Raw genomic sequence first — 22,635 nt, forward strand, 5'->3', positions numbered from 1 at the left:
GCCTGATCTGGGTGTAGACAATGGCCCCCAAAAACGCCGCTTTTTTGCGGCGTTTTTTATTATTCAAGCAAAATAGTATCAAACCAGTTATGCCGCAATGACGTGCTGGCATCTTGTTCCTGTTGATACCAACGCTGTTTTATTTCCAGCATATGTGCTTCGTGTTCACAAAACAAAGATACCAGGGTCGGGTCAAAATGCCGACCGGCCTGTTCACGCAAAAACGCTATGGCTTTGTCTACCGGCCAGGCATCTTTATACGGCCGCGCCATAGTGAGTGCGTCAAAGACATCGGCCAGCGCCACAATACGTGCCGATTCCGGTATATCCTGGCCACTGAGCTGGCGCGGGTAGCCTGTTCCATCCCATTTTTCATGGTGGCACCAGGCGACTTCTGCGGCGAGCTGGAACAACGGTGAATCAGATTGCACCAGAATGTCACGGCCAATACGAGCATGGGTACGCATAATCGCCATTTCAGCATCGGTTAAACGCCGAGGCGCTTTTAAAATAGCATCAGGAATACCGATTTTTCCGGTATCGTGCATAGTGGCAGCCTGGCCTAATAGATCGGCCTGCGCAACCGTCCAACCAGCCGCCATGGCAAGCGCTCTGGCATAGGCCGCCATCCGCCATATATGGACGCCGGTATCGGTATCATTGTAGTGGCCGGCAGTCGCCAGCATACTGATAGCGCTTAGCTGACTTTCACGTAGTTCACGGGTGCGCTGTTGAACCTGTTGTTCTATGGTCTTGCGCTGGTGGGCCAACGCCAGGTGTGTTTTCACCCGGGCCAGTACCAGGGCCGGTACAATGGGTTTGGCGATATAATCTACTGCGCCGGCTGCAAACCCGCGAGCTTCATCTTCGCCCATGCCCAGGGCGGTGACAAAAATAACCGGGATATCAGTCCAGGCCACCTGCGATTTAAGCTTGGCGCACACCTCTAACCCATCCATATGCGGCATCATGACATCCAGCAGCACTAAATCCGGCGCGTTGCGCTCTATTATTTTAAGCGCCAGCGGGCCGCTGGGGGCCACCTTTACCTTATAATAGGGAAGCAAAATATCTTTCAAGATATCGATATTTGCCGGCTCGTCGTCTACCACCAGAATAGTGAAAGTAACAGCAGTATCGGTCATAGTACTTTACGGGCTCTCTTTAAATAACAATGGCTGAAGCAACTTAACGGCTGCCTCATAATCATAGTTTGATACTTTGCTTTTTGCCTGGCGAATAACCCAGCGTTGGGCCATCGTAGTATGGGCTTGGTAGAAACTATTGAGCTCATCGGCGCCACGGGCATCAAAGTCAGCCAATAAGCTGACTATATGCGCCAATGATTGCTGTACACTGGCGCTTTGCTGAGCAGGAATATGCGCCGTATCAGCTTTCATGGCATGCAAGGTGGCGGTTACTTTTTTCATAGTACGATCAAACGCGTTGGCCACGGCTACTGTTTGTTGATGCAAAGGGGCGGCCCGCCGGGCATCAGCGAGTAGTGTAGCCAGAGCCGTGGTGAGGGTGTTGGCGCCAATTTGCTGCGCATCGCGCTGCATGGTGAGGAAAAAAGCGTCGTCACTGCCTGACCATGGTATATCGACGTTCTCCAGCGCCGCATAAACCTGGTGCAGCCGCGCCCGGTAACGGCTTAAAAAAGTATACAGGCGATGCTCCAGGCTCGGCGCCGGGTAATCGGCGAAGACCCCGAATGACTGGCACTCATTTACCGGGTAAACCAGGTGCATGTCGATACTGCGTAACAGGTCTTCCTTGGAAGCAGGTTTAGCCAGATGGAAACACATGCCCGCTTCAATGGCCCGGTCGACGCTGGTATTGACGCTATCAGCACTGAGCCCCACAATCGGGGTGGTAAACTGTTGTTCGTATACCAGCCGTTCTGCGGTTTGCCAACCGGTCATGTCGGGTAACTGGCTATCCATAATCACACAATCATATGGCTGTTTAGAACACAGCCGCAAACATTGCGCGGCGGTTTGCGCTATATCCACCTCTATCTGGGCTTCGGCAAGCTGATGGCTGACAATCTCCTGGCTGATGGGGTCGTCTTCTACCAGTAAGACCCGGCGGCAACGTAACCGCCGGCATACGGTATCAAAGTCTTCCAATCCGCCCACCGTATCGGTGTCAGTGGGTCCCGCCGCTGCGGGGCGTTTAAACAGTTGCGCGATGTCGTCGGCAAAAAATGGTGGTGCGAGGGTAATGACCTGGTATACATGATGTTGATGCAATTTCTGGGTCACATCATCGCTGTCGTGCAGGCTAACCAGGACCATCGGTAACTGGCTTAGCTCCGGGTCGTTTTGCCACTCGCGTAATAAACCCATGATGCTATCGCAACAATCATGGGCTACCAGGAACAGCGGACCATGGGTGGCATCTACCTGACTGGCATCGCAGGTTTTTACAACATCCCAGCCAGCATATTGCATACTGGTAATCAACACCTCAGTGGTGCGCGGGAGGGTTTGATTGCAATACACGGTAGCCGGTTGGCGGTGGGGCGTTATCTGCAAATCAAACGGGAAAGCCGGTGCATCCAATAGCAAGGATACCGTAAAAGTGGTGCCCTCGTCGGGCTCGCTGCGCAAGCTAATGGTACCTTCCATAAGATCAATCAAACCGCGGGTAATGGTCATGCCTAAACCTGTTCCGCCAAACCGTCGCGAAATAGACGCATCGGCTTGATTAAAGGCATCAAAAATACGCTGTTGTTGCTGGCTATTCATGCCAATACCGGAATCGGTTATTGTAAAATTGAAGCGCTGCTTATCGCCCTCTGCCTGTTGGCTTACGGCCAACTTAACGTAGCCTTGGGCAGTGAATTTAATGGCATTACCCACCAGGTTTATCAGTACCTGGGATAACCTGGTTTCATCCCCTATAACATACTGGCTGGTGGCCAGCGGTGCATCAATCAGGAATTCCAGGCCTTTTTCCAGTGCTTTAAGCTGAAATAGCTGCGCCACTTTATGCAGCACATTTTTGAGCGAAAATGGTTGTAATTCCAGCTCAATTTTACCGGCTTCAACCTTTGAAAAGTCCAGAATGTCATTGATGATACGCAGCAATGCATTGGCGCTCGAGTTGGCCTTTTCAATATAATTTTGCTGTTGGGTGGTTAAGCTGGTATTCAGTGCCAGGTGGGTCAGGCCTAAAATAGCATTCATGGGGGTGCGAATTTCATGACTCATGTTGGCCAGAAACTCGCTTTTCGCGGTATTGGCCATGGCGGCTTTGTGATAAGCCTGTTGCAACTGCTGTTCGGTTTTTTTGCGATGAGCGATATTACTAAATACGCCCACATGGCCGGTAATCTGGCCTTCAGCATTGCGTAATGGTACGGCGGTAATTGCCACCGGAAAACGCTGCTGGTTAGCATCTACAAAGCAGTGTTCATCCGAGCGATAGGGCTCGCCCGCATTAATGCATGCGATTAACTCGCTAAAGTCTCCACAGGCGTGCTGACCTTCTTTGGTCAGGGCGTAAAAATTGCTGTGCGAAGCCGTGGCCAGATTTATCCCCAGGGTTCGTTCAGCTTCCGGGTTTAAAAAGTTTAGCCGGTTGTTGCTATCTACAGCGTACACCCCTTCGCCAATGGCGTCGGTAATACTGTGATAAAAACGGCTGCTACGGGCCAATGACTGTTCAAGCTGTTTTTGCCGGGTTATATCGGTGTGAATAGCGATACAGCGCACTACCTGGTTGTTTATCTACAATAGGTACTAACGTGCCGTACAAGGCATGCTTCTCGCCGTTTTTACTGTAATGGTTAATTTCACCATGCCAGGGTTTTCTGGCCTTTACGGCGCTGCGCATCTGCCGATAGATATCGGTACGATGAAAATTGGCATGGACCAGCTCATGCGTATGGCCTAACAGTTCTTGTTGGCTATAGCCATTCAGGGTACAAAAATTATCGTTGGCATAAAGGATACGGCCATGGGTATCGGTGATACTGACAATGGCGTGTAGATCCAGGGCGGCTTTTTGCTGTTCCAATTCCAGTTGGGCCTGATTACGGGCGCGGGCGAGGTTGATCATTAACTCGGTAAGCTCGCTGATACTTGCATAGCCATCGCTTAGCTGCGGCTGGCCGAGCTCACTTAGCAACGTATTAGCGGCTGATTTAAGTTCTTCCACTACCTGTTGCTGCTTAACCATTTCATGGCGGATATCGTCATTAACCTGGGTAAGTTCTTGCGAACTCAGCACTAAGCTACGATCGCGCAGGGTCAGATCGCGCTCATGGTATTCATAACTTTGGCTTACGCGTGTGATTAGCGCGGCTAAACACGCTCCCCATTCCGGGTAGTCATTATTTAACTGGGTGGTATCGCCACTTTCCAGTCGCGCAACAAAAGCCCGGGTGGCGGCTTCATCGACTAGCCCGAAGGTTTTTTTCAACTGACGTTGCAACAGCCGGTGCATCAGGACTGCTCTGCAATAAGGGTGACGGTCATGGTTTGGTTATGCAGCCGCGCCCCGCGACAATCCTGATGGGGGCTGATTTCTCCATAGGAATAAAAGCCGCAAACCGGCGCAGTATGGCCGATAACCGCATTGACAGCTTCCACTTCTTCGTCGCTGCTATCGCCCATAATAAGTTTGCGCCCAACGCAGCTTACCAGTATCAGCAGAGCCGAAGCCGGCATGGGTAGAACCGTATTATTGCGCACCAGATAAGCGGCCTGTTCGGCACCCTCTACCAGGTCATCGGTGGAAGCATGCATCAGACGCAGGTATCCTTCACTCAGAATATCGCCGGCCATAGTCAGGCTGCCGTTCTTCTCATCAACTTCTAATATAGTGCGAACTAAACCCGATGAGGTTCGACTGGCATCCACCATTTCCATTGGAAACAACAAGCCTGACGCCGGCAGCTGGTCGGCGTACTCTCCTAAATACCGTTTATAAACATCCAGTGCAGGTTGGTTATCTAATTCATATAGTATGTTGTCGGCGGCCCGCGTGACCTTACGAAATGGGCCAAACGATTTCCAGCCGCCATAGGCGCCGGTGGTTACCGATAGGCCGGCACCATACAGGCCAAGCGCAGCCACACCGGTATGGCTCACTCCGTTATCCGATAACACCCAGGTATATTTAAAATCGCTATAGTCGGCTGCCAACCCGCCACTGATACCGACGTGCTCAGGTAACCCTGCTTTTCAACCACTGATTAACGCGGAACCGTTTATGTTAAGCCCTGGGCCAAGTACAAATACCGCCTGTAGGCCAGCAGGTGTAAGCTCGCTACCCAATTGCTGGCCGGCGCGAAACGAGTCAGCCATGCCGGCCACCTCGGTTGTGGCCAGTTGCACATGCGCTTGGGCAAAGCGAATCGCAGTCACCACCGCATGATAATTATGCACTTCATGCCTGGCGATTTCGCCTGCTGTGGTGCAGCCAAGCAATGTGCCGCCTGCCTGTTGTAAGGTAGCGACAAAGTCGGCATCGGCCATAAAAGGGGTGTCGGCAAACACCAACAGCAAATCAGGGGTGTAGCCGGATAGCATTGTACGAAGAGCGGATATATCGTCCAAAGAAGTCAAAACACACTGTTTAACGTCCATGCGATTCCTTACACGGTACGCAGGCAGTTACCTGCGTAATACCAAAGTGACACTGTTTTAATAGTGTATCAGGATCGTGTTTCTCGCCAGTTTTCAGGCCAACAAAGGTAGTGATTTATACTTTGGTAGAGACGCGGCCCCGCGGTCTCTTCGGGCGGGACAATACCGCCGGTTATGTGCCAGATTTACGTCCGTACAGATAGGTAAATAGTGCACCACCCGCGCACCCGGCAGCACACTGCAATACGACTCCGATAGTTTCCCGGGCCCCGGCAATTAAGGTTACGCCCATTATGGGTTGCATGGCCGTGAGCATAACCAGCATAGCCACGCCAGCGCCTAGCATGGCCAACAAATACGAGCGGCCAGTCCAGCGAAACAACACCGCAACCACCAGTAAACTTATAATTAATGCGCCGGCTATGGCGGAGCCGTAGGCCGGTAATAAACCCCAAATATCATAGGCGCTGATATGCAGCCGATCAGTGAAGGGCACAGTAACCCCGACCTCTACCAAGCCATGCACCACCCGTTGGGTATGAAACAGGCATGCCAGCACATAGGTAAGCAACCAGGCCGGAATAAGGGCAATAACAAATGTCTTTGTTTGATGAAATAGTGACATTAAGCGGTCCACAACAAATTTAGGCGGCTTCAGTCTAGCGTGACCTAAGTGTTTTATCTACGGCTGAATCCTTTGCTGCTACGTTTATGTTATTTCGTGATAGGCTAACAATAACAACGGTATATCGCATAACAGGAACCGGTATGACGCGTGCTATTTTTTCGTGGATGGCAGGACTTAGTTGCATGTTAAGTGCTGCAACGTGGGCCGATACTTCTGACTATCAGCTAACCAACATAAACCCGCAACCTCTGCATGGGCCCTGGACCTTGGTTCAGCTACCTGACCAAAGCTGGGTGGTAACCGAGCGCAGGGGTAACCTGGTGCTGATTAAACCGGATGGCAGCATGACCCGGACCAAGGTGCCGCTACCTGGCTTGTATTTTAAGGGGCAGGGCGGGCTGTTGGATTTTGCTTTGGCACAAGACTTTGCGTTGTCTGGTAAAGTCTTGCTTACCTACGCACAAGGCACCGATGAAGCGAATCGGCTGGTGGTAGTCAGCGCCACATATGAAGACGATGCATTAACCGATATAACGCCTATTCTGACGTTACAACCGGATCGTGCCACCCCGGTACATTTTGCCGGGCGGCTGGCTGTAATGAGTGATGGTACCTGGCTGGTCAGCAGTGGCGACGGCTTCGATTATCGGGAACAGGCGCAGGTAATCAGCAGCCATTTGGGTAAAATATTGCGCTTTCGAGAAGACGGTAGCCCGGCCCAGGATCACCCATTTGCTGAGGCACCTTATGTTTACTCTCTGGGCCATCGTAATCCGCAGGGGTTATTGATCAACCCGGCGACCCAGCAAATCATCGAACATGAGCACGGCCCGGCTGGCGGCGATGAGATTAATGTGATTGCGGCCGGTGAAAACTACGGCTGGCCGGTGATCACCAACGGCAAAGATTATTCGGGGGCCCGGATTACGCCGTTTGAACAGTACGCCGGCATGCAACAACCCGCTTATGACTGGACGCCCTCGGTGGCACCGTCGGGTATGGCTTTGTATCAGCACACGTTGTTCAGCGAGCTCACCGGTCACCTGTTGGTAACTACCCTGAAGGCCCAATCACTGCTAAGCGTAAATATATCGGGGACGCCCGTACGCAGCGAGCGAATATTTGCTACTATAGACCAACGCTTGCGAGATGTCGCAGTAGGTCAGGATGGCGCAATTTATGTACTGACCGACGGCAGTAAAGCCGGCATTATAAAAGTGACGCCCGCTGAATAATGCATAGCCTATATTAATCATAATGGGGTCGGTATAGGCTGGCTGAATACTGGTTATAAGTAACCGAAAGCGTATTATCATTCAAATTAATGCTACATGCCGATATAATTCCGGCGTTTTATTAGTCACGTCCTGTCGCCAAGACCGTTAATTTTATCCGACAGGATCAACCATGAGGAAGACATCGTGTTAGAAGAGTATCGCAAACACGTAGAAGAACGTGCTGCACAAGGTATCCCTCCTAAACCACTAAATGCCGAACAGGTAGCAAGCCTGATCGAATTGTTGAAAAACGCCCCGGCAGGTGAAGAAGATAATCTGCTCGAACTGATTTCAGAGCGCGTTCCTCCTGGTGTTGATGAAGCGGCTTATGTAAAAGCTGGCTTTCTTAGCGCCGTAGCAAAAGGCGAAGACAGCAGTGAGCTGATCAGCCGCGAAAAAGCGGTTGAGCTATTGGGTAATATGCATGGCGGTTACAACATCGTCACCCTGATTGAGCTATTAGATGATGACGCCCTGGCACCACTGGCGGCAAAAGAGCTTAAGCACACACTGTTAATGTTCGATGCATTCCATGATGTGGAAGAAAAGCATAAAGCAGGCAACAAATACGCCACTGAAGTGATTGAGTCGTGGGCCGAAGCTGAGTGGTTCACTGCTCGTGACAAAATGGCCGACAAAATCACTTATTCGGTATTTAAAGTAACCGGTGAAACCAACACCGATGATTTGTCGCCGGCACCGGATGCCTGGTCTCGTCCAGATATCCCCTTGCATGCCCTGGCCGCTTACAAAATGACCCGTGACGGTCTGGAGCCAGAAGAGCATGGTGTAACCGGTCCGATGAAACAAATTGAAGACGTTAAGAACCAAGGTTATCCGGTGGCTTTTGTAGGCGATGTGGTAGGGACCGGTTCTTCACGTAAATCAGCAACCAACTCGGTACTGTGGTTCTTCGGTGAAGATATGCCTGGCGTGCCAAACAAACGTGGTGGTGGGGTATGTATCGGTAACAAAGTGGCGCCTATTTTCTTCAACACTATGGAAGATGCCGGCGCGTTGGTTTTTGAAGCCGATGTAGAAAAAATGAATATGGGCGATGTGATCGACATCTATCCCTATGAAGGCAAAATTACCAATCACGAGACGGGCGAAGTGCTGTCTGAATACAGCTATAAGTCAAAAGTGATCTTGGATGAAGTACGTGCCGGTGGCCGTATTAACCTAATCATTGGCCGTGGTCTGACCGACAAAGCACGTGAAGCCCTGGGCCTGGGTCCTACGGATATGTTCCGTACTCCAGAGCAGCCTGAAGATACCGGCAAAGGGTATACCCTGGCGCAGAAAATGGTAGGTAAAGCCTGTGGCGTAGACGGCATCCGTCCTGGCACATACTGTGAACCTAAAATGACCACTGTCGGCTCGCAGGATACTACCGGCCCGATGACCCGTGATGAGCTTAAAGATTTGGCGTGTCTGGGCTTTACTGCTGATTTGACCATGCAGTCATTCTGCCATACCGCAGCTTATCCAAAGCCAGTTGATATTGAAACGCAGCACACGCTGCCCGACTTTATTATGAACCGTGGCGGTGTTTCACTGCGCCCTGGTGACGGTATTATCCACAGCTGGCTGAACCGTATGTTGCTGCCTGATACGGTAGGTACCGGCGGTGACTCGCATACGCGTTTCCCTTTGGGTATTTCATTCCCGGCGGGCTCGGGCCTGGTTGCATTCGCGGCCGCGACCGGGGTTATGCCGCTGGATATGCCAGAATCTATCCTGGTTCGTTTCAAAGGTAAGCGTCAGCCTGGTATCACCTTGCGGGATCTAGTACATGCTATTCCCTTATACGGCATCAAGCAGGGCCTGCTGACCGTTGAGAAAAAAGGCAAAATCAATCAGTTCTCAGGTCGCATCCTGGAAATTGAAGGCTTGGAAGACTTAACCGTTGAACAAGCATTTGAGTTGTCAGATGCCTCTGCAGAGCGTTCTGCGGCGGGTTGTACAATCAACCTGTCTGAAGAGTCTATCTCTGAATACCTGCGCTCTAACATCACTATGCTACGCTGGATGATCAACGAAGGTTATGGCGATCCTCGTACGCTGGAGCGTCGCGCCCAGAAGATGGAAGAATGGCTGGCTAACCCAGAACTGATGCGTGCTGACAAAGATGCTGAGTACTCTTCAGTTATTGAGATTGACCTGGAAGACATCAAAGAGCCTATCGTATGTTGCCCGAATGACCCTGACGATGCGAAAACATTATCAGATGTTGCTGGCGATCATGTTGATGAGGTATTTATTGGCTCGTGTATGACCAACATTGGTCACTTCCGTGCGGCCGGTAAACTACTGGATAACTACGGTAAAACACTTCCTACCCGTTTGTGGATTTCTCCGCCAACGAAGATGGATAAAGCGCAGCTAATGGAAGAAGGCTATTACAATATTTACGGCCGGGTTGGCGTACGTACTGAAATGCCAGGCTGTTCATTATGTATGGGTAACCAGGCGCGGGTAGATGCCGGTGCGACCGTATTGTCTACATCAACCCGTAACTTCCCTAACCGTTTAGGTGATGGAGCCAATGTATACCTGACGTCTGCAGAACTCGCTGCCGTCGGTGCTATTGTTGGCCGTATTCCTACTGCTAAGGAATATATGGAGTATGCCGGTAAGATTGATTCGATGGCAGCGGATGTTTATCGCTACCTGAACTTCGATAAAATGGAAAGCTTTAAACAAGCTGAAGCTGATGCAAAAGCGAAGATTATTCCGACGCTGAATATTGCCTGAAGTTAACGCAGTATAATGTGAAGCCGGGCACCGAAAGGGCCCGGCTTTTTTTATGCTCTACCGTCACTGGATAAAAGCGACCGGCATAGGTAGACTGCGTGTTTTAGGATACATTACTGCCATTTTTTATGGTTGTTGACTAAGTACCTTTTGCGGCCCTATAAGGAATATTTATGCCATCTTCCGGTTCGTCTATTTTATCTGTGTTAATGCTGGTTTTGTGGTTTGCGCTTAGTGCCTGCGTGGCTGCTCAGGACAAAGTACATTTTGATACTACACACTTGTCGATTAACGGCATAGCGCTGGAAGTAGAGTACGCGCAGACACAGCAACAGCGAGCCCGAGGCCTGATGTTCCGTGATGAACTGTGCCAGGATTGTGGTATGTTATTCCGCTTTGTGCCTGCTAAGCAGGCTAGTATGTGGATGAAGAATACTAATATTGCACTGGATGTAGCATTTTTCGACAGAAACGGCGTAATTACGGATATAAAACCACTGCAACCACACGATCTAACCTCGGTGGGCGCATCGAAAGTGGTGACCTACGCGCTGGAAATGAACCAGGGCTGGTTTGCCAAACACAATGTTAAGGCAGGCGACCAGATCATCGTCAATCCATAAGCTGTGTAATACCAGCATGTTACGGAGAGAATAGTGTCTAAATCTTTAACTATCGCCAAGTTTGGCGGTACCAGTGTAGCTAACTATGCGGCTATGCAAAATTGCGCTCGAATTGTCGTCAATAACACTGCTACCCGAATTGTGGTGGTCAGTGCAGCCGCTGGCGTGACAAATCACTTAGTCAGTCTGGCCCATACGCCAATGACCCAGGAACAGATTGGTGAAGTGTGCAATGCCATTGTCGCTATTGAAATGGCGATCGTGGATAGCCTGGCAGAGCCGGCCGCGGTGCTGCCTAAATTAAACGATTTGCTTGATGAAATGCGTGAGTTGGCGTATCACGAGGAAATATTGCACCGGGACGATCTGAAAGATCAGTTGCTATCGATGGGCGAACGTATGTCGTCTTTACTGTTTAGCGCCGTTATTGCTGAGCAAGGCCAGCCAGCCATCAATTTTGATGTGCGAAAAGTATTGCGAACAGATAGTGAGTTTGGCGAAGCTGTACCGCAGTTAGAAGAGATAAGTGCGTTGTCTCAGCGTCTGTTACAACCGGAAATAGAACACGCTATTGTGGTTACGCAGGGGTTTGTAGGTGCCGATGAGCAAGGTAAAACCACCACACTTGGACGTGGGGGCTCGGACTTTACCGCAGCTTTGTTGGCCGAAGCACTACATGCTGAAGTTTGCGAAATCTGGACCGACGTGGCCGGCGTCTATACCACGGATCCGCGCATTGCTGAGAAGGCGCATCCATTACCCGAGCTAAGCTTTGAAGAAGCGGCGGAAATGGCCACATTCGGTGCTAAGGTGCTGCATCCGGCCACTATGGAGCCTGCCCTACGCAAGAATGTAAAAGTCTTTGTCGGTTCAAGTAAAGCGCCGGAACAAGGCGGCACCTGGATAATGCGCGACTGTGAACATGAGCCGCCTTATCGCGCCATTACCCGCCGTAAAGACCAGGTTATGGTTACTGTTAAAACCCCTAAAATGATGTACGCACAGGGCTTTTTGCAGCAGGTTTTTGGTATCATTGCGAAGCATCGTTTAAGTGTTGATTTGGTGACCACCTCAGAAATTTCGGTCTCTTTTACGCTGGACAATCCGGCTAATTCGGTAGCACAGCGCCTGAATAAAGAAACCATTGCCGAACTGGAAACTATCTGTGATGTTAACGTGGAACACGGCTTCGATTTGGTTACCGTAGTAGGCAATCATATGCAAACGGCTAAAGGTGTCTCAAGCAAAATTTTCGCGGCAGTATCACAGTACAACCTGCGAATGATTTGTTTCGGCGCGAACCCACATAACTTGTCGTTTCTGGTTAATGAAAGCGATAGTGCGGATATTGTTCAGCATCTGCATAAAGCATTGTTTGAATAAAGTTTCTGCATAGATACAAGATAAGTTATATAAATTAAAGGGCCGGCGTATACCGGCCCTTTTTAGTTACTGCTTGCTAGTTTACGGAAGATAATTCACTGTGCAGTTTAAGCACTTTAGCGCCATCATTTTGTTCTACCAAATAGGCCGGGTTATCTTTACAACCCTTTCGGGTTACCTCATGGCCCTGTAAGGTGCGGGTGACCCGCTCGCGAAATATTTCACGTACATATCCAGAGCCTGTGCCGTTACCCCATTCCCATTCAACTTCCGTATTTGTATGAAACGCGTTACTCATCATGCTTGCCTATGATTACCTAACCTATACTAACTACGCATGTCCTACGGGTTTAGATTGGCCATTGCCTGGCCTGCTGCGCCGTCGTTGGAACCATTATGGCGCAGGCGAAGGCTAAGCCCTGTGGCACCCAAACGCCTGTACACGCGCAAGCTGCTGGCTACCATTGGCCGCAGCCCGCAAAATAGATGAAACCCTATTGCAAATTAAAGCCCAGGGAAAAAGCTACAGGTAACGGGAAAACAAACAAGGGCAGGGGAAACACAAGCACTAAGGCGCTTTTAAGGGAGTCAGGCTCACGCGCTAGCAACAGGGTACTGATGACCGTGCTAGCGCGTGGTACAGCGCCTATTTATACTTTAAACTGAGCGATAGAGTGCTGCAGTTCTTCAGCCAGTCGAGCCACTTCATGGCTGGACTCAGAGGTTTGCTGGGCCCCAATCGTGGTTTCTTCAGCAATGCCTACAATGGTTTCCAGTTTCTCACTAATCTCCTGTGAAACCGTATTTTGTTCACGGGCCGATTGTTCTATCTGTGAGCTAACATCGTGGGCTTTATGGACCGCTTCAGAAATGATATCCAGGGCCTGGGTAGCCAAGTCGGTTTGCTCTACACACACCGCCGTCTGCTCTTTGCCTTGGTTCATTACAGACACCGCCCGCTCAGCCCCAGCCTGCAGTACTTCAATCATCGCATTAATTTCCTGGGTAGACTTTTGCGTGCGGCTGGCTAGTGTCCGGACTTCATCAGCAACTACCGCAAAGCCTCGGCCCTGCTCACCGGCACGGGCTGCTTCAATAGCAGCATTGAGAGCCAACAGGTTGGTTTGGTCGGCAACGCCGCGGATAACATCCAGTATTCCGCCAATGCTGGCACTGTCCTGATGCAGTTTATTAATAACCTGTGCCGCTTCTTCCACATCGCGGGCCAGCACTTCGATGGTTTGTTTATTTTCCTGTGAAATCTGGCGTACTTTTTTCGCTTCGCTATCGGCGTGGCGTATTTGGCTTAGGGTGTCTTCGGCATTATGCATAACCAGTTCAGAAGTAGAGTGCATCTCAGTGGTCGCGGTGGCCACTTGAGCAATTTGTGACTTCTGGTCCTGAATCGAATGGGTGGTTTGCGCAGTCACCGTAGAGGTTTGTTCAGACGCAGCAGCCAATTGTTCAGCGCGATCATTAATCGCAACTATCAGGGTTTTAAGGTTAGCAATAAGCTGATTACAGTTACGGGCCAACAAACCAAATTCGTCTTGTGCGCTGTCATCCAGGCGATGGGTCAGGTCGCCCGAAGAGGCTACCTTCAATAACTCGTTAACCCGATTCAGCGGACGGGTAATTGCCAGCACGGTGAAATAACCAATTGCGGCTGCAATCAACAGTGAAATAACAACCACGATAATAACCACCATATTACCGCTGGCGACCTTATCCGATACTTGTTCATCAATTTGTTTAGCGCGTAAATTGGTAAGGTCTAGCAGGCGTTCCAGTTCAACCACGGCCTCTGAAATGTTGGCATCTGACTTATTCAGCGCCTGCTCAGCAGCATTACGAAACTCCAGCCGATCAACATGCAATTGCAGAACGCCGTCTTTCGCGGTGATTGCATTAAGTGCCCCACTAACCAGATCATTAATTTCGTCCAGGGTACCCGAGACATCCTGGCCATCAGCGGCACTGACCATGGCAGACAACTGTTCCGCTACGTTGTTGACGACCAACGTCACCTCATTCCCTAAGGTTTGGGCCCGTACCAGCGTTTCAGTTTTAACATATTCGGTCGACACGGTAAGTAATGACAATAACGTGGTCTCTAGCTCGCTGCCTTCTTTAGCCGCCTGCTGTAAGGCGGGTGTAGATTTCACCGCACTTAAGTCAGAGAAGTCGAGTAAATAGGTGGAGGCATCGTCCGCGTTGTCTTCGGCGTCACCTAACCGGTCTTCAATAGTGTTTCGCATATTCATGTACTGCTGATGATTACGGTACATATTTTCGACGTTCGCCACGTATGTATCGTAGCTGGCCTTAACCTTGGATAACGACTGTTCCAGTTCAGCGTCGTTAGTCACAATTTGGCTCAAACGGGTATAAGTTTGCTCGAAGGTTTGCTTGTTCTGCTCAAAGGCAGCTTGTTTTTCGTTCAAACCGTTAAGATCTTCTTCGATATAGGCTTCAAAGGTAAGCCTGCCCATATTTAAAAAGGTGGCCTTTAAACGGTTGCTCCCCGCCAGAGTTGGGATAGCTACCTGATTAACTTCTTCGGTAGCAGAGCCGACGGAGTTAAGGTTATAAAGGGAGGAAATACTGATTACTACCAATAATAAGCTAATGGTGAGAAAGCCACCGATTATGCGCTTAGCAACCGTAATTTTCATCGAAACTCCTGATGCGGTAATTTTTATTAGAGTCGGTGTCAGCGAACACTCAATTCTGACAAAATTTTTTAATTATTTTCATTTTAATCAATCGGGTATTCCCAGACTGACCAACCGACCTTCACTGGCCTGTGTTTTGTATCGACGCTTTGAGCATATACTTTACCGTAATTTATACCCAACATCAGGCGTATCATTTTATTCTTAAGTATAATATTAGTAGGGTGCGTAAGCTTGGGAATACTTATTGTACAGGGCGGGACAAGGTGGAACAGAGCACAGCCCTATCCTGTGCGGCGCATTATCTACGCCTTCACTCGCTCCCCTTGTGGTTGATAAGCCAGGTAGCGTAGCGGGCAGGCAACCCAACTAAGCCAAAGTTAATCATCCACGTATGGGTTCAGTTACCCGCAACAGGTAAAGCTTAGTACTTCAAAAAAAATGAGCAACCGGGGGATACCAACAAACGGGCAGACGGCAGAGGTGGCAAAAAACTCTCTACTAATTCGCATCGCCATAATGTGCCCCCGGGGTTGTCTACGGGGTGGCTGTTTACTGAGTTAATGAAGCATGCGAAGGCCGCCGTAATCGGGCGCTCACTGTGGCAACGCGCCAAGTGATATGGCAGAACGCTAATGCGCAAAGCCAGGACTTCGCCGCGGGCCGATAAAGCGCTGACTTTTTACTTACAAGCGGTGAACCATCGCCGCGCACGGTGTTGCGATAGCGGGGGATAGGCAGTGATCATCCTGCTAGTATAGAAAGCGCACCAGTTTAAGCTGATACGCAGATCAATTCCTGAGTCTCAAGCCGATAGGCTGTCATGGTGTTACCCCATACATAACCGGTATCTAGCCCAATAAACTGATCCCCGGTGATATGGCCGTTTAACGCAGCCCAGTGGCCAAACACTATCTTTTGCTCAGCAGGTAATTGTTGCGCGGGATGTTCAAACCAGGGTAGCAATTGCGCATCAGATGCTGGGGGTGTTCCTTTTTCATCCAGATCCAACGCCAATGTTTTGCTCACAAAGCGCATTCGGGTACATGCGTTAACAATAAAGCGCAGACGTTCAATGCCAGCTAAATCATAATGCCAAATTTGCGGGGCGTCGCCATACATTTTAGTGAGCAAAGTGGTGGGGTCTTGTTGCAAGGTGCGACTAACTTCATCGCTATAAGCTAGCAATTGTTCACAGCTCCAGCCGGGATACAAACCCGCGTGGACCATTACATGCTGATCATCTATAGCCAGGGCTAAAGGAAACTGCCGTAACCATGCGCAGAATTCCGCTAACCTGTCGCTCTGTAGCAGGTTTTGAATGCGATCTTTTTTGTTCGGTTTCTTTATTTTCTCACTGACAGCAAGCAAATGCAGGTCATGGTTACCCAGTACCGCATGGAAGCTGTCACCCAAACCTTTTAAAAAGGTTACTGTGGCGAGTGAATCTTCACCGCGAGCAACTAAATCGCCCACCGTGTAAAGTGTATCTCGCTTATCGTCAAAATCGCATTTTTCCAGCAGACGCATTAATCCGCTGTAGCAACCCTGAATATCACCGATTACCAATGTTTGTGATTGAGTCATGGGACCGCTTGCATCGTGTTATTAATTAATACTATTGGGTACTGCTAAGCGAAACACTTCGATCGGAATGCGCAACATTTCACCGTCTTCGCATTCCATTTCATAGTATCCTTCCATGGTTCCTACGGGCGTATCGATAATAGCGCCGCTGGTATACTGAAAATCATCGCCCGGGGCCAGAGTAGGCTGTTTACCTACCACGCCGGCACCTTCTACCTCGGAGCGTTTACCGCCGCCATCGGTAATCAGCCAGTAACGGTTAATCAGCTGCACTTTTACATCGCTATGATTGGTAATTGTGATTTGATAGGCAAAGGCGAACTGTCCTTTTTTTGCGGCAGGATGTTCCGCCAGGTGGCGGGTTTTCACCTCTACTTTAACTATGGCATCATGTCCCACAGCGCGGGTCTCCATGTTGCACAACGTAGTTGGCAATACTGGCAAAATCCTGTAATGACAAAGTTTCAGCCCGGGCGCCAGGGTTTAGCCCCAAGGTTTCAAATGCACTTACTTCGATGCAGTCTTTCAGGCTATTGCGAATAGTCTTACGGCGTTGATTGAACGCTTGGGCACAGACCCGTTCTAGCGTATGTACCGAATCCACTTCCACGGGCGGTGTGGCATGGGGAATTAACCTAACCACTGCTGAGTCGACCTTCGGTGGCGGCTTAAATGCCCCCGGGGGCACGCTTAAGACCGGCATCACGGTACAATAATATTGTGCCATCACTGATAAACGCCCATAGTTTTTTGTACCTGGGCCGGCTGCTAACCGTGTAACCACTTCTTTTTGCAACATAAAGTGCATGTCACTAATGCTGTGGGCATAGTCAAACAAATGAAACATTAACGGTGTGGAAATGTTATACGGCAAGTTACCAAATACCCGCAGTGGTTTGTCAGGATCGGGCAGATTGTCTTTCACCGTAGTGAAGTCCAAGGTCAGCGCGTCTTGTTCAATAATATTCAGCTTATCGCCATGAAAGGGGTGCTGGCGTAACCGCTTGGCCAAATCGCGATCTAGCTCTACTACGGTTAGCGCTTCAACCCGTTCACAGACCGGATCGGTTAGGGCGCCCAGGCCGGGGCCAATTTCCACCAGGTTTTCACCGGTTTGTGGATTAATTGCATTAACAATTTGTTCAATCACATAATCATCATGCAGGAAGTTCTGACCAAACCGCTTTCGCGCGGTATGACCTAAATGGGTTTTACTCATAACTGACTGTTCGCAAGTTCTATGGCTTTGCTAAGCGCTTTATGAAAGCTACCTGCGTCAGCCTGGCCACTACCGGCCAGATCTGCTGCAGTGCCATGATCTACCGAGGTGCGTATAAACGGTAAACCCAGGGTAATATTCACAGCAGCGCCAAAGCCTTTATATTTAAGTACAGGAAGGCCCTGGTCGTGATACATCGCCAGTACCACGTCGGCATCTTCCAGGTATTTCGGCTGAAATATGGTATCTGCCGGTAACGGACCGGTGAGTTTAATACCTTCAGCACGTAGCCCTTCCAGGGCAGGAATAATAGTGTCTATCTCTTCTTTACCGATATGGCCATTCTCGCCTGCATGCGGATTTAAACCACAGACATAAATATGGGGTGTTGCCAGTCCAAATTTGTGTTTAAGATCGGTATCGATAATCCGAATCACCCGGTTAAGGCGCTCTTCGGTTATCGCTTTTGCTACATATTCCAGGGGGATGTGGGTGGTAGCCAGAGCAACATTAAGCCCTTCGGTAGCCAGCAGCATAACCACATCAAGTGTATTAGACTGATGCGCGAAATATTCGGTATGGCCGGAAAACGACACTCCGGCATCATTAATAATGCCTTTGTGCACCGGGCCGGTAACCACCGCGTGAAATCCTTCCTGCATATTTGCCTGACAGGCCTGGCGCAGCGTTTCCACCACGTAATGACCATTAGCACTGTTTAATGTGCCAGGGACCACTGGTTCATCAGTATCTACCTGGCAAATAAACAGCTCACCCGGCTGTTGTAGCCGGGTGTTCTGTGGGTCAAACGGGGTCAATGTTAAAGGTAACGCTAACTGCCGTGCCCTGTCATACAGCACCTGCTTATCAGCAAATACCACTAATTGGGCCGCCCAGCGCTGTTGCGCCAGTTCAATAATTAAATCCGGCCCGATCCCGGCGGGCTCGCCGGGCGTTATCGCAATTTTTAATATCGTCATAGGCTCTTAATGGTGGCGAACTTACAAAACTTCAATATAAGCCGCATCGCGCATTTCCCGTAACCAGGTTTCGGTTTCTTCCTGGAACTTACGGTTAAAGATAAGTTGGTAGGCTTTATCTTCTTTACGTTTTTCAGTGGCATCGTCGAAGCGGCGGTCTTCCAACTGAATTAAATGCCAGCCGTGAGTTGAGCGAATAGGCTTACTAAACTCACCAGGCTCAAGGTTAGCCAGGGCTTCTTTGAAAGCCGGAACATACATGTTCGGGTCGGCCCAGCCCAGCTCCCCTCCTTTTAAGGCAGAGCCCGGATCGTCCGAATGTTCTTTAGCCAGTGCAGCAAAATCCGCCTCTTCGTCGATAATCTGCTGGCGAAATTTAACCAGCATTTCTTTTGCTTTATCTTCACTTAAGATAATTGAAGGTTTTATCAAAATGTGGCGCGACTTAACTTCTTCGACGGTAACTTTTTCGATACCGCGGGTGTCTTTTATTTTCAGGATATGGAAACCCGCACCACTACGAATGGGGCCAATTAACTCTCCTTTGCTTTTACCCTGTACCGCTTCGGCGAACAACGTCGGCATGGCGTTGATGTTAAGCCAGCCCATATCCCCGCCTTCCAGAGCTTCCGAGCCTGACGATGAGGTTATCGCAATACGTGAGAAATCTGAGCCATCATTGAGTAATTCCAGTACTTTCTCTGCACGTTCACGCGCTTTATCGATATCTTCTTCCGAGGGTTCTGAGGGCAGACCAAGCAGAATATGACCTAGTTGGTATTCCGCCTGGTCAGCACCTTGCTCATCCATCAGTTTCACCAACGATTCTACTTCCTGCGGCGTAATATAAATACGACGGCGCACATTACCCCGGCGTACCTCACCCACAATCAACTCTTCACGTACATCTTCGCGATAGTCGTCATAGCTGATATTTTCTTTGCTCAATTCACTGCGTAATTGCGCCACGCTGACGCCCTGGCTTTGGGCAATATTCCCAATGGTCTGTTCCAACTGAGGATCACTAACCTGGATGCCCATGCGTTCAGCCATTTGCATTTGCAGGCTTTTTAAAATTAACCGTTCGATAGACTGGGTGCGTAGCACCCGGTCAGAAGGTAATTTTTGTTCTTCGTTTTGGGCATTGCGTTTGACTTCGGCAACCAGCGATTCTATTTCGCTTTCTAAAATAACGCCTTGGTCTACGATAACCGCTACGCGGTCCAGTGAAGCTTGTTGTGCCCAGCTAGGAAAAGATAGCAGGGCAGTTAAACACATAGCCCGGATAATGAACTTCATAATCACTCTTTATTGTCGTTAATTTTACACCAACCCGCGCACGGGTGTGTGCACGGTAAATTAATTCAGGTTGTAAGGCTGTCGATAGCCGAACATGCCGTCTTCGAGCATTCGTCGGCTGGATTTGGAAGAACCCAGTCCTTTGAAGATAAACTGTAATCCTATACCAGAATCATATTCATCTGTCGATTGCTGACCATCAGCACTAAAGCGGTTGCTTAACTGACGCTGGGCCACAATTTGTACCGCCCAGCAGCAGGACTCGTACTGTAAACCAAAGTAAGATTCAATACTGCGGTTTCGGTCAAGATCCCGGTAGGTGCGGCCTACCCAGTGCCAGTTTGTGTTGATTGGCCAGCTGGCCGAAATACCTACCTGGTCAATCGTTTCACCGCTTAATTCACGCACATAACGGTGGCTTAATTGCACCAGGCTATCATTATCTCGGCGGTATTCCAGCGTGTGGCTACTGCGCTCTACCTTATCGGTTTGCGTGGTAATTTGCACATCAGAATGAAAATACCAGCGAGCCGACATGCGCCAGTCGAGTTCTGCCGCCAACGCAGAACGGTCTTTATTCTGACTGGGCGACACTACTTGATTGTCGTCCAGGTAGAATATCTGACCCAGACTGATCGCAAATTGTTCCCGGTTTAAATCATCCAATATACGCGAGGTCATACCTACGGTAATTTGATTATTATCATTAATCCGGTCCAGGCCGGTAAATTCACGGCCTCTGAATAGCCCTTCCACATCGGTTAGCAATACCGCGGTATCGTACAAACCTATGTTGGTCTGGTCTTCAAATGAGGTATATAAATACTGTAGCTTGGGTTCGAGGGTGGTAGTCCCTTCCTCGCTAAACCAGCCGCCGTCACGTTCGAAATATAAGGTACCGAATAACCGGCCCTGGCCTAGCGTACGGTTGACTTCTTCATCCAACGTGGTGTCATCCACATTATCCTGGCGATAATAGGTGTTGAGTACGGTAGCTTCTGCGGTTAACTCCCCCCAGTGACGCTGGTAAGGCAAAGACAAAGTGGGTGCCACATGAAAACGCATCGCGGTGGGCATCGTGGGGTTAACATTGTCAAAATACGCTAGCTCTGAGTCCAGTTTGAACTCCAGTAAACTGCCAATAGGTTTCACTACATTAAGCCGCGCTTCAGGAATGGCTCTGTAAGCATCGCTCTGGGTACCAATGGTTTCGAAATCGCGAATATGGATATCCAGGGTCATATCTGAATCGTAGTAGTTCAGGCCCACCGTACGATACAAGTGCGTGTCAGCTCGATTGTAATAATCAGAGCCCAAGTCAACAATGTAGTTATCATCACTAATACCATTGACATCCACCCCCACGGTCCAGTTTTCACCCAAATAGCCATCGTGCGTGATCCGATAAAAATAACGATCAGCGTTGTCTGTGGTGTCTTGGTCTGAAGGTAAATACTCTACATCGACTACGCTATAGCCCTGTTCGCTTAAATAGCGAAACTCTGTTTTTAGCTGCAAGCCACGGTCTGTCATGAGGCGGGGCGACAGCGTCATGTCATAATTAGGCGCCATATTCCAGTAAAACGGCTGTTCAATATCCACCCCGGTACTGGACGAACTGGTAATCTCCGGAAACAACAGGCCCGTTTGGCGCTGATTACTGACCGGGAAAGCAAAATAAGGCAAGTAAAATACGGGAACATTACCTACATAAAAACGAGTGTTTTTCGCCTTGCCCCATAACGAACCGCGCTCAATACTGATTTCTGATGCTTTGATCATCCAGTCTTCACCCTGTGCAGGACACGTGGTAAAGCTGACATCGGAGAGGGTTAGCCCTTGCGCTGCCGTTAAATCAATAACCTCGGCGGTGCCCCGGCCATTTGAGCCGTTTAACAAATAAACGGTATTATTCATGTTGAGCGTTTCTGCAACGGAATCAAGCACTACCGCGTCGCTAGATACTTGCAACTGCGCGTCCTGGTAAACCACGTCGCCGGTAGCCTCTAACTGACGGCCGTTATTTTTTACCTGAGCCTGATCCGCATGAATAGTGGCAGCATCTGAGGTGATATCTACATTGCCGGTAAAGTTAGCCACGCGTTCAGAAAGAAACTCCGTGCGGGCGGCTTCTACTTTAACCTGGCCCGGTGGCATAAGATTGTCTGAAGAAAACTGGACGGGGGACGTTGGGCAGAGCAAATCTGTATTTTGCCCAGCCGTTTCAGTGGTGACAGATTGCTCGGTTTGCCCGTGGGCTTGCTGCCAGCCCAGGGTAAATAACAAAAGCGATGCGCAGGTCTTTTTCATGCGAAGGTGAATGGCCTGTTAGTGGTACTGTTCGTTTGTACTTACTCACTCACAAAAGGTAAGTAAGCAGCGTGATTGCTGTCCATTACGGTGTCTTCGCGCCAGCTTCCCGGCTGACGTAGGTATAAACAGCCGCTAATTCTAAGCACTTCTGAATCAATAACCAACCATCGGCAGTAAAAAAAGGAGATTAAACTGCATGAAAACGGCATATTTAATCGTAAATTTACAACACTTCATTCGATTCCGCTCTTTAGAAGCGTTAAATTATCAGCATAATGAGCATTGGTAACGTAG

Annotated in this window: 17 protein-coding genes and 1 pseudogene; 4 read left to right on the forward strand and 14 right to left on the reverse strand. The window is 49.6% G+C overall.

All coding sequences use genetic code 11. From position 1 onward, the window contains the following. Nucleotides 1–59: 59 nt before the first annotated feature. The 6 genes and pseudogenes from D0Y50_RS03020 to D0Y50_RS03040 all read right to left on the reverse strand — a co-directional run bounded on the left by D0Y50_RS03020 (nt 60) and on the right by D0Y50_RS03040 (nt 6,225). A complete protein-coding gene (locus tag D0Y50_RS03020; RefSeq protein ID WP_108565455.1) occupies nt 60–1,145 on the reverse strand; it encodes a response regulator in 1,086 nt (361 codons plus the stop codon). Between the two features lie 6 nt (nt 1,146–1,151). Next, complete coding sequence (locus tag D0Y50_RS03025; RefSeq protein WP_117315436.1) at nt 1,152–3,722, reverse strand: PAS domain-containing hybrid sensor histidine kinase/response regulator; 2,571 nt, start codon at nt 3,720–3,722, stop codon at nt 1,152–1,154. Then, nucleotides 3,673–4,455 (reverse strand): PAS domain-containing protein, encoded by a 783-nt coding sequence (locus D0Y50_RS03030; protein ID WP_117315438.1) that lies wholly within the window; start codon nt 4,453–4,455, stop codon nt 3,673–3,675. The genes D0Y50_RS03025 and D0Y50_RS03030 overlap by 50 nt, the downstream gene beginning before the upstream one ends. After that, complete coding sequence (locus D0Y50_RS19685; RefSeq protein WP_232366498.1) at nt 4,455–4,892, reverse strand: FIST C-terminal domain-containing protein; 438 nt, start codon at nt 4,890–4,892, stop codon at nt 4,455–4,457. The genes D0Y50_RS03030 and D0Y50_RS19685 overlap by 1 nt, the downstream gene beginning before the upstream one ends. Before the next feature lie 123 nt (nt 4,893–5,015). Beyond that, a pseudogene (locus D0Y50_RS19690) lies at nt 5,016–5,600 on the reverse strand (FIST N-terminal domain-containing protein); the annotation flags it as partial. Nucleotides 5,601–5,772: 172 nt separating this feature from the next. Next, nucleotides 5,773–6,225, reverse strand: coding sequence for a hypothetical protein (locus tag D0Y50_RS03040; protein ID WP_117315440.1), 453 nt, complete (start codon nt 6,223–6,225; stop codon nt 5,773–5,775). Nucleotides 6,226–6,368: 143 nt separating this feature from the next. Between D0Y50_RS03040 and D0Y50_RS03045 the strand changes: the two genes are divergently transcribed. The 4 genes from D0Y50_RS03045 to lysC all read left to right on the forward strand — a co-directional run bounded on the left by D0Y50_RS03045 (nt 6,369) and on the right by lysC (nt 12,268). After that, on the forward strand, nt 6,369–7,463 hold the full coding sequence (locus D0Y50_RS03045; RefSeq protein WP_170145439.1) for a PQQ-dependent sugar dehydrogenase: 1,095 nt from the start codon (nt 6,369–6,371) through the stop codon (nt 7,461–7,463). A 186-nt stretch (nt 7,464–7,649) separates the two neighbouring features. Beyond that, nucleotides 7,650–10,262, forward strand: coding sequence for a bifunctional aconitate hydratase 2/2-methylisocitrate dehydratase (gene acnB, locus D0Y50_RS03050; protein ID WP_108565450.1), 2,613 nt, complete (start codon nt 7,650–7,652; stop codon nt 10,260–10,262). Between the two features lie 173 nt (nt 10,263–10,435). Then, nucleotides 10,436–10,885 (forward strand): DUF192 domain-containing protein, encoded by a 450-nt coding sequence (locus D0Y50_RS03055; protein ID WP_117315444.1) that lies wholly within the window; start codon nt 10,436–10,438, stop codon nt 10,883–10,885. Between the two features lie 93 nt (nt 10,886–10,978). Continuing rightward, on the forward strand, nt 10,979–12,268 hold the full coding sequence (lysC, locus tag D0Y50_RS03060; protein WP_408640689.1) for a lysine-sensitive aspartokinase 3: 1,290 nt from the start codon (nt 10,979–10,981) through the stop codon (nt 12,266–12,268). 76 nt (nt 12,269–12,344) lie between these two features. Here lysC and D0Y50_RS03065 read toward each other — a convergent pair whose 3' ends face one another. The 8 genes from D0Y50_RS03065 to D0Y50_RS03100 all read right to left on the reverse strand — a co-directional run bounded on the left by D0Y50_RS03065 (nt 12,345) and on the right by D0Y50_RS03100 (nt 22,338). Then, entirely contained in the window at nt 12,345–12,566 is a 222-nt protein-coding gene (locus tag D0Y50_RS03065) for a hypervirulence associated TUDOR domain-containing protein (protein WP_108565447.1), read from the reverse strand. Nucleotides 12,567–12,918: 352 nt separating this feature from the next. Beyond that, the gene (locus tag D0Y50_RS03070) at nt 12,919–14,943 is read right to left on the reverse strand and encodes a HAMP domain-containing methyl-accepting chemotaxis protein (protein WP_108565445.1); all 2,025 of its coding nucleotides are present in this window, start codon (nt 14,941–14,943) and stop codon (nt 12,919–12,921) included. A 774-nt stretch (nt 14,944–15,717) separates the two neighbouring features. Then, on the reverse strand, nt 15,718–16,530 hold the full coding sequence (locus tag D0Y50_RS03075) for a symmetrical bis(5'-nucleosyl)-tetraphosphatase (protein ID WP_117315446.1): 813 nt from the start codon (nt 16,528–16,530) through the stop codon (nt 15,718–15,720). Nucleotides 16,531–16,551: 21 nt separating this feature from the next. After that, complete coding sequence (gene apaG / locus D0Y50_RS03080) at nt 16,552–16,944, reverse strand: Co2+/Mg2+ efflux protein ApaG (RefSeq protein ID WP_117315448.1); 393 nt, start codon at nt 16,942–16,944, stop codon at nt 16,552–16,554. Next, nucleotides 16,919–17,749: a 16S rRNA (adenine(1518)-N(6)/adenine(1519)-N(6))-dimethyltransferase RsmA gene (rsmA, locus tag D0Y50_RS03085; RefSeq protein ID WP_108565442.1), complete on the reverse strand. Its 831-nt coding sequence runs from the start codon at nt 17,747–17,749 to the stop codon at nt 16,919–16,921. The genes apaG and rsmA overlap by 26 nt, the downstream gene beginning before the upstream one ends. After that, entirely contained in the window at nt 17,746–18,729 is a 984-nt protein-coding gene (pdxA, locus tag D0Y50_RS03090) for a 4-hydroxythreonine-4-phosphate dehydrogenase PdxA (RefSeq protein ID WP_108565441.1), read from the reverse strand. Before pdxA ends, rsmA begins: the two co-directional genes overlap by 4 nt. A 21-nt stretch (nt 18,730–18,750) precedes the next feature. Then, a complete protein-coding gene (gene surA, locus D0Y50_RS03095) occupies nt 18,751–20,028 on the reverse strand; it encodes a peptidylprolyl isomerase SurA (protein ID WP_117315450.1) in 1,278 nt (425 codons plus the stop codon). A gap of 60 nt (nt 20,029–20,088) precedes the next feature. Beyond that, on the reverse strand, nt 20,089–22,338 hold the full coding sequence (locus tag D0Y50_RS03100) for an LPS-assembly protein LptD (protein ID WP_117315452.1): 2,250 nt from the start codon (nt 22,336–22,338) through the stop codon (nt 20,089–20,091). Between the last annotated feature and the right edge of the window lie 297 nt (nt 22,339–22,635).

This window comes from Salinimonas sediminis, assembly GCF_003429285.1.
Classification (GTDB): domain Bacteria; phylum Pseudomonadota; class Gammaproteobacteria; order Enterobacterales; family Alteromonadaceae; genus Alteromonas; species Alteromonas indica.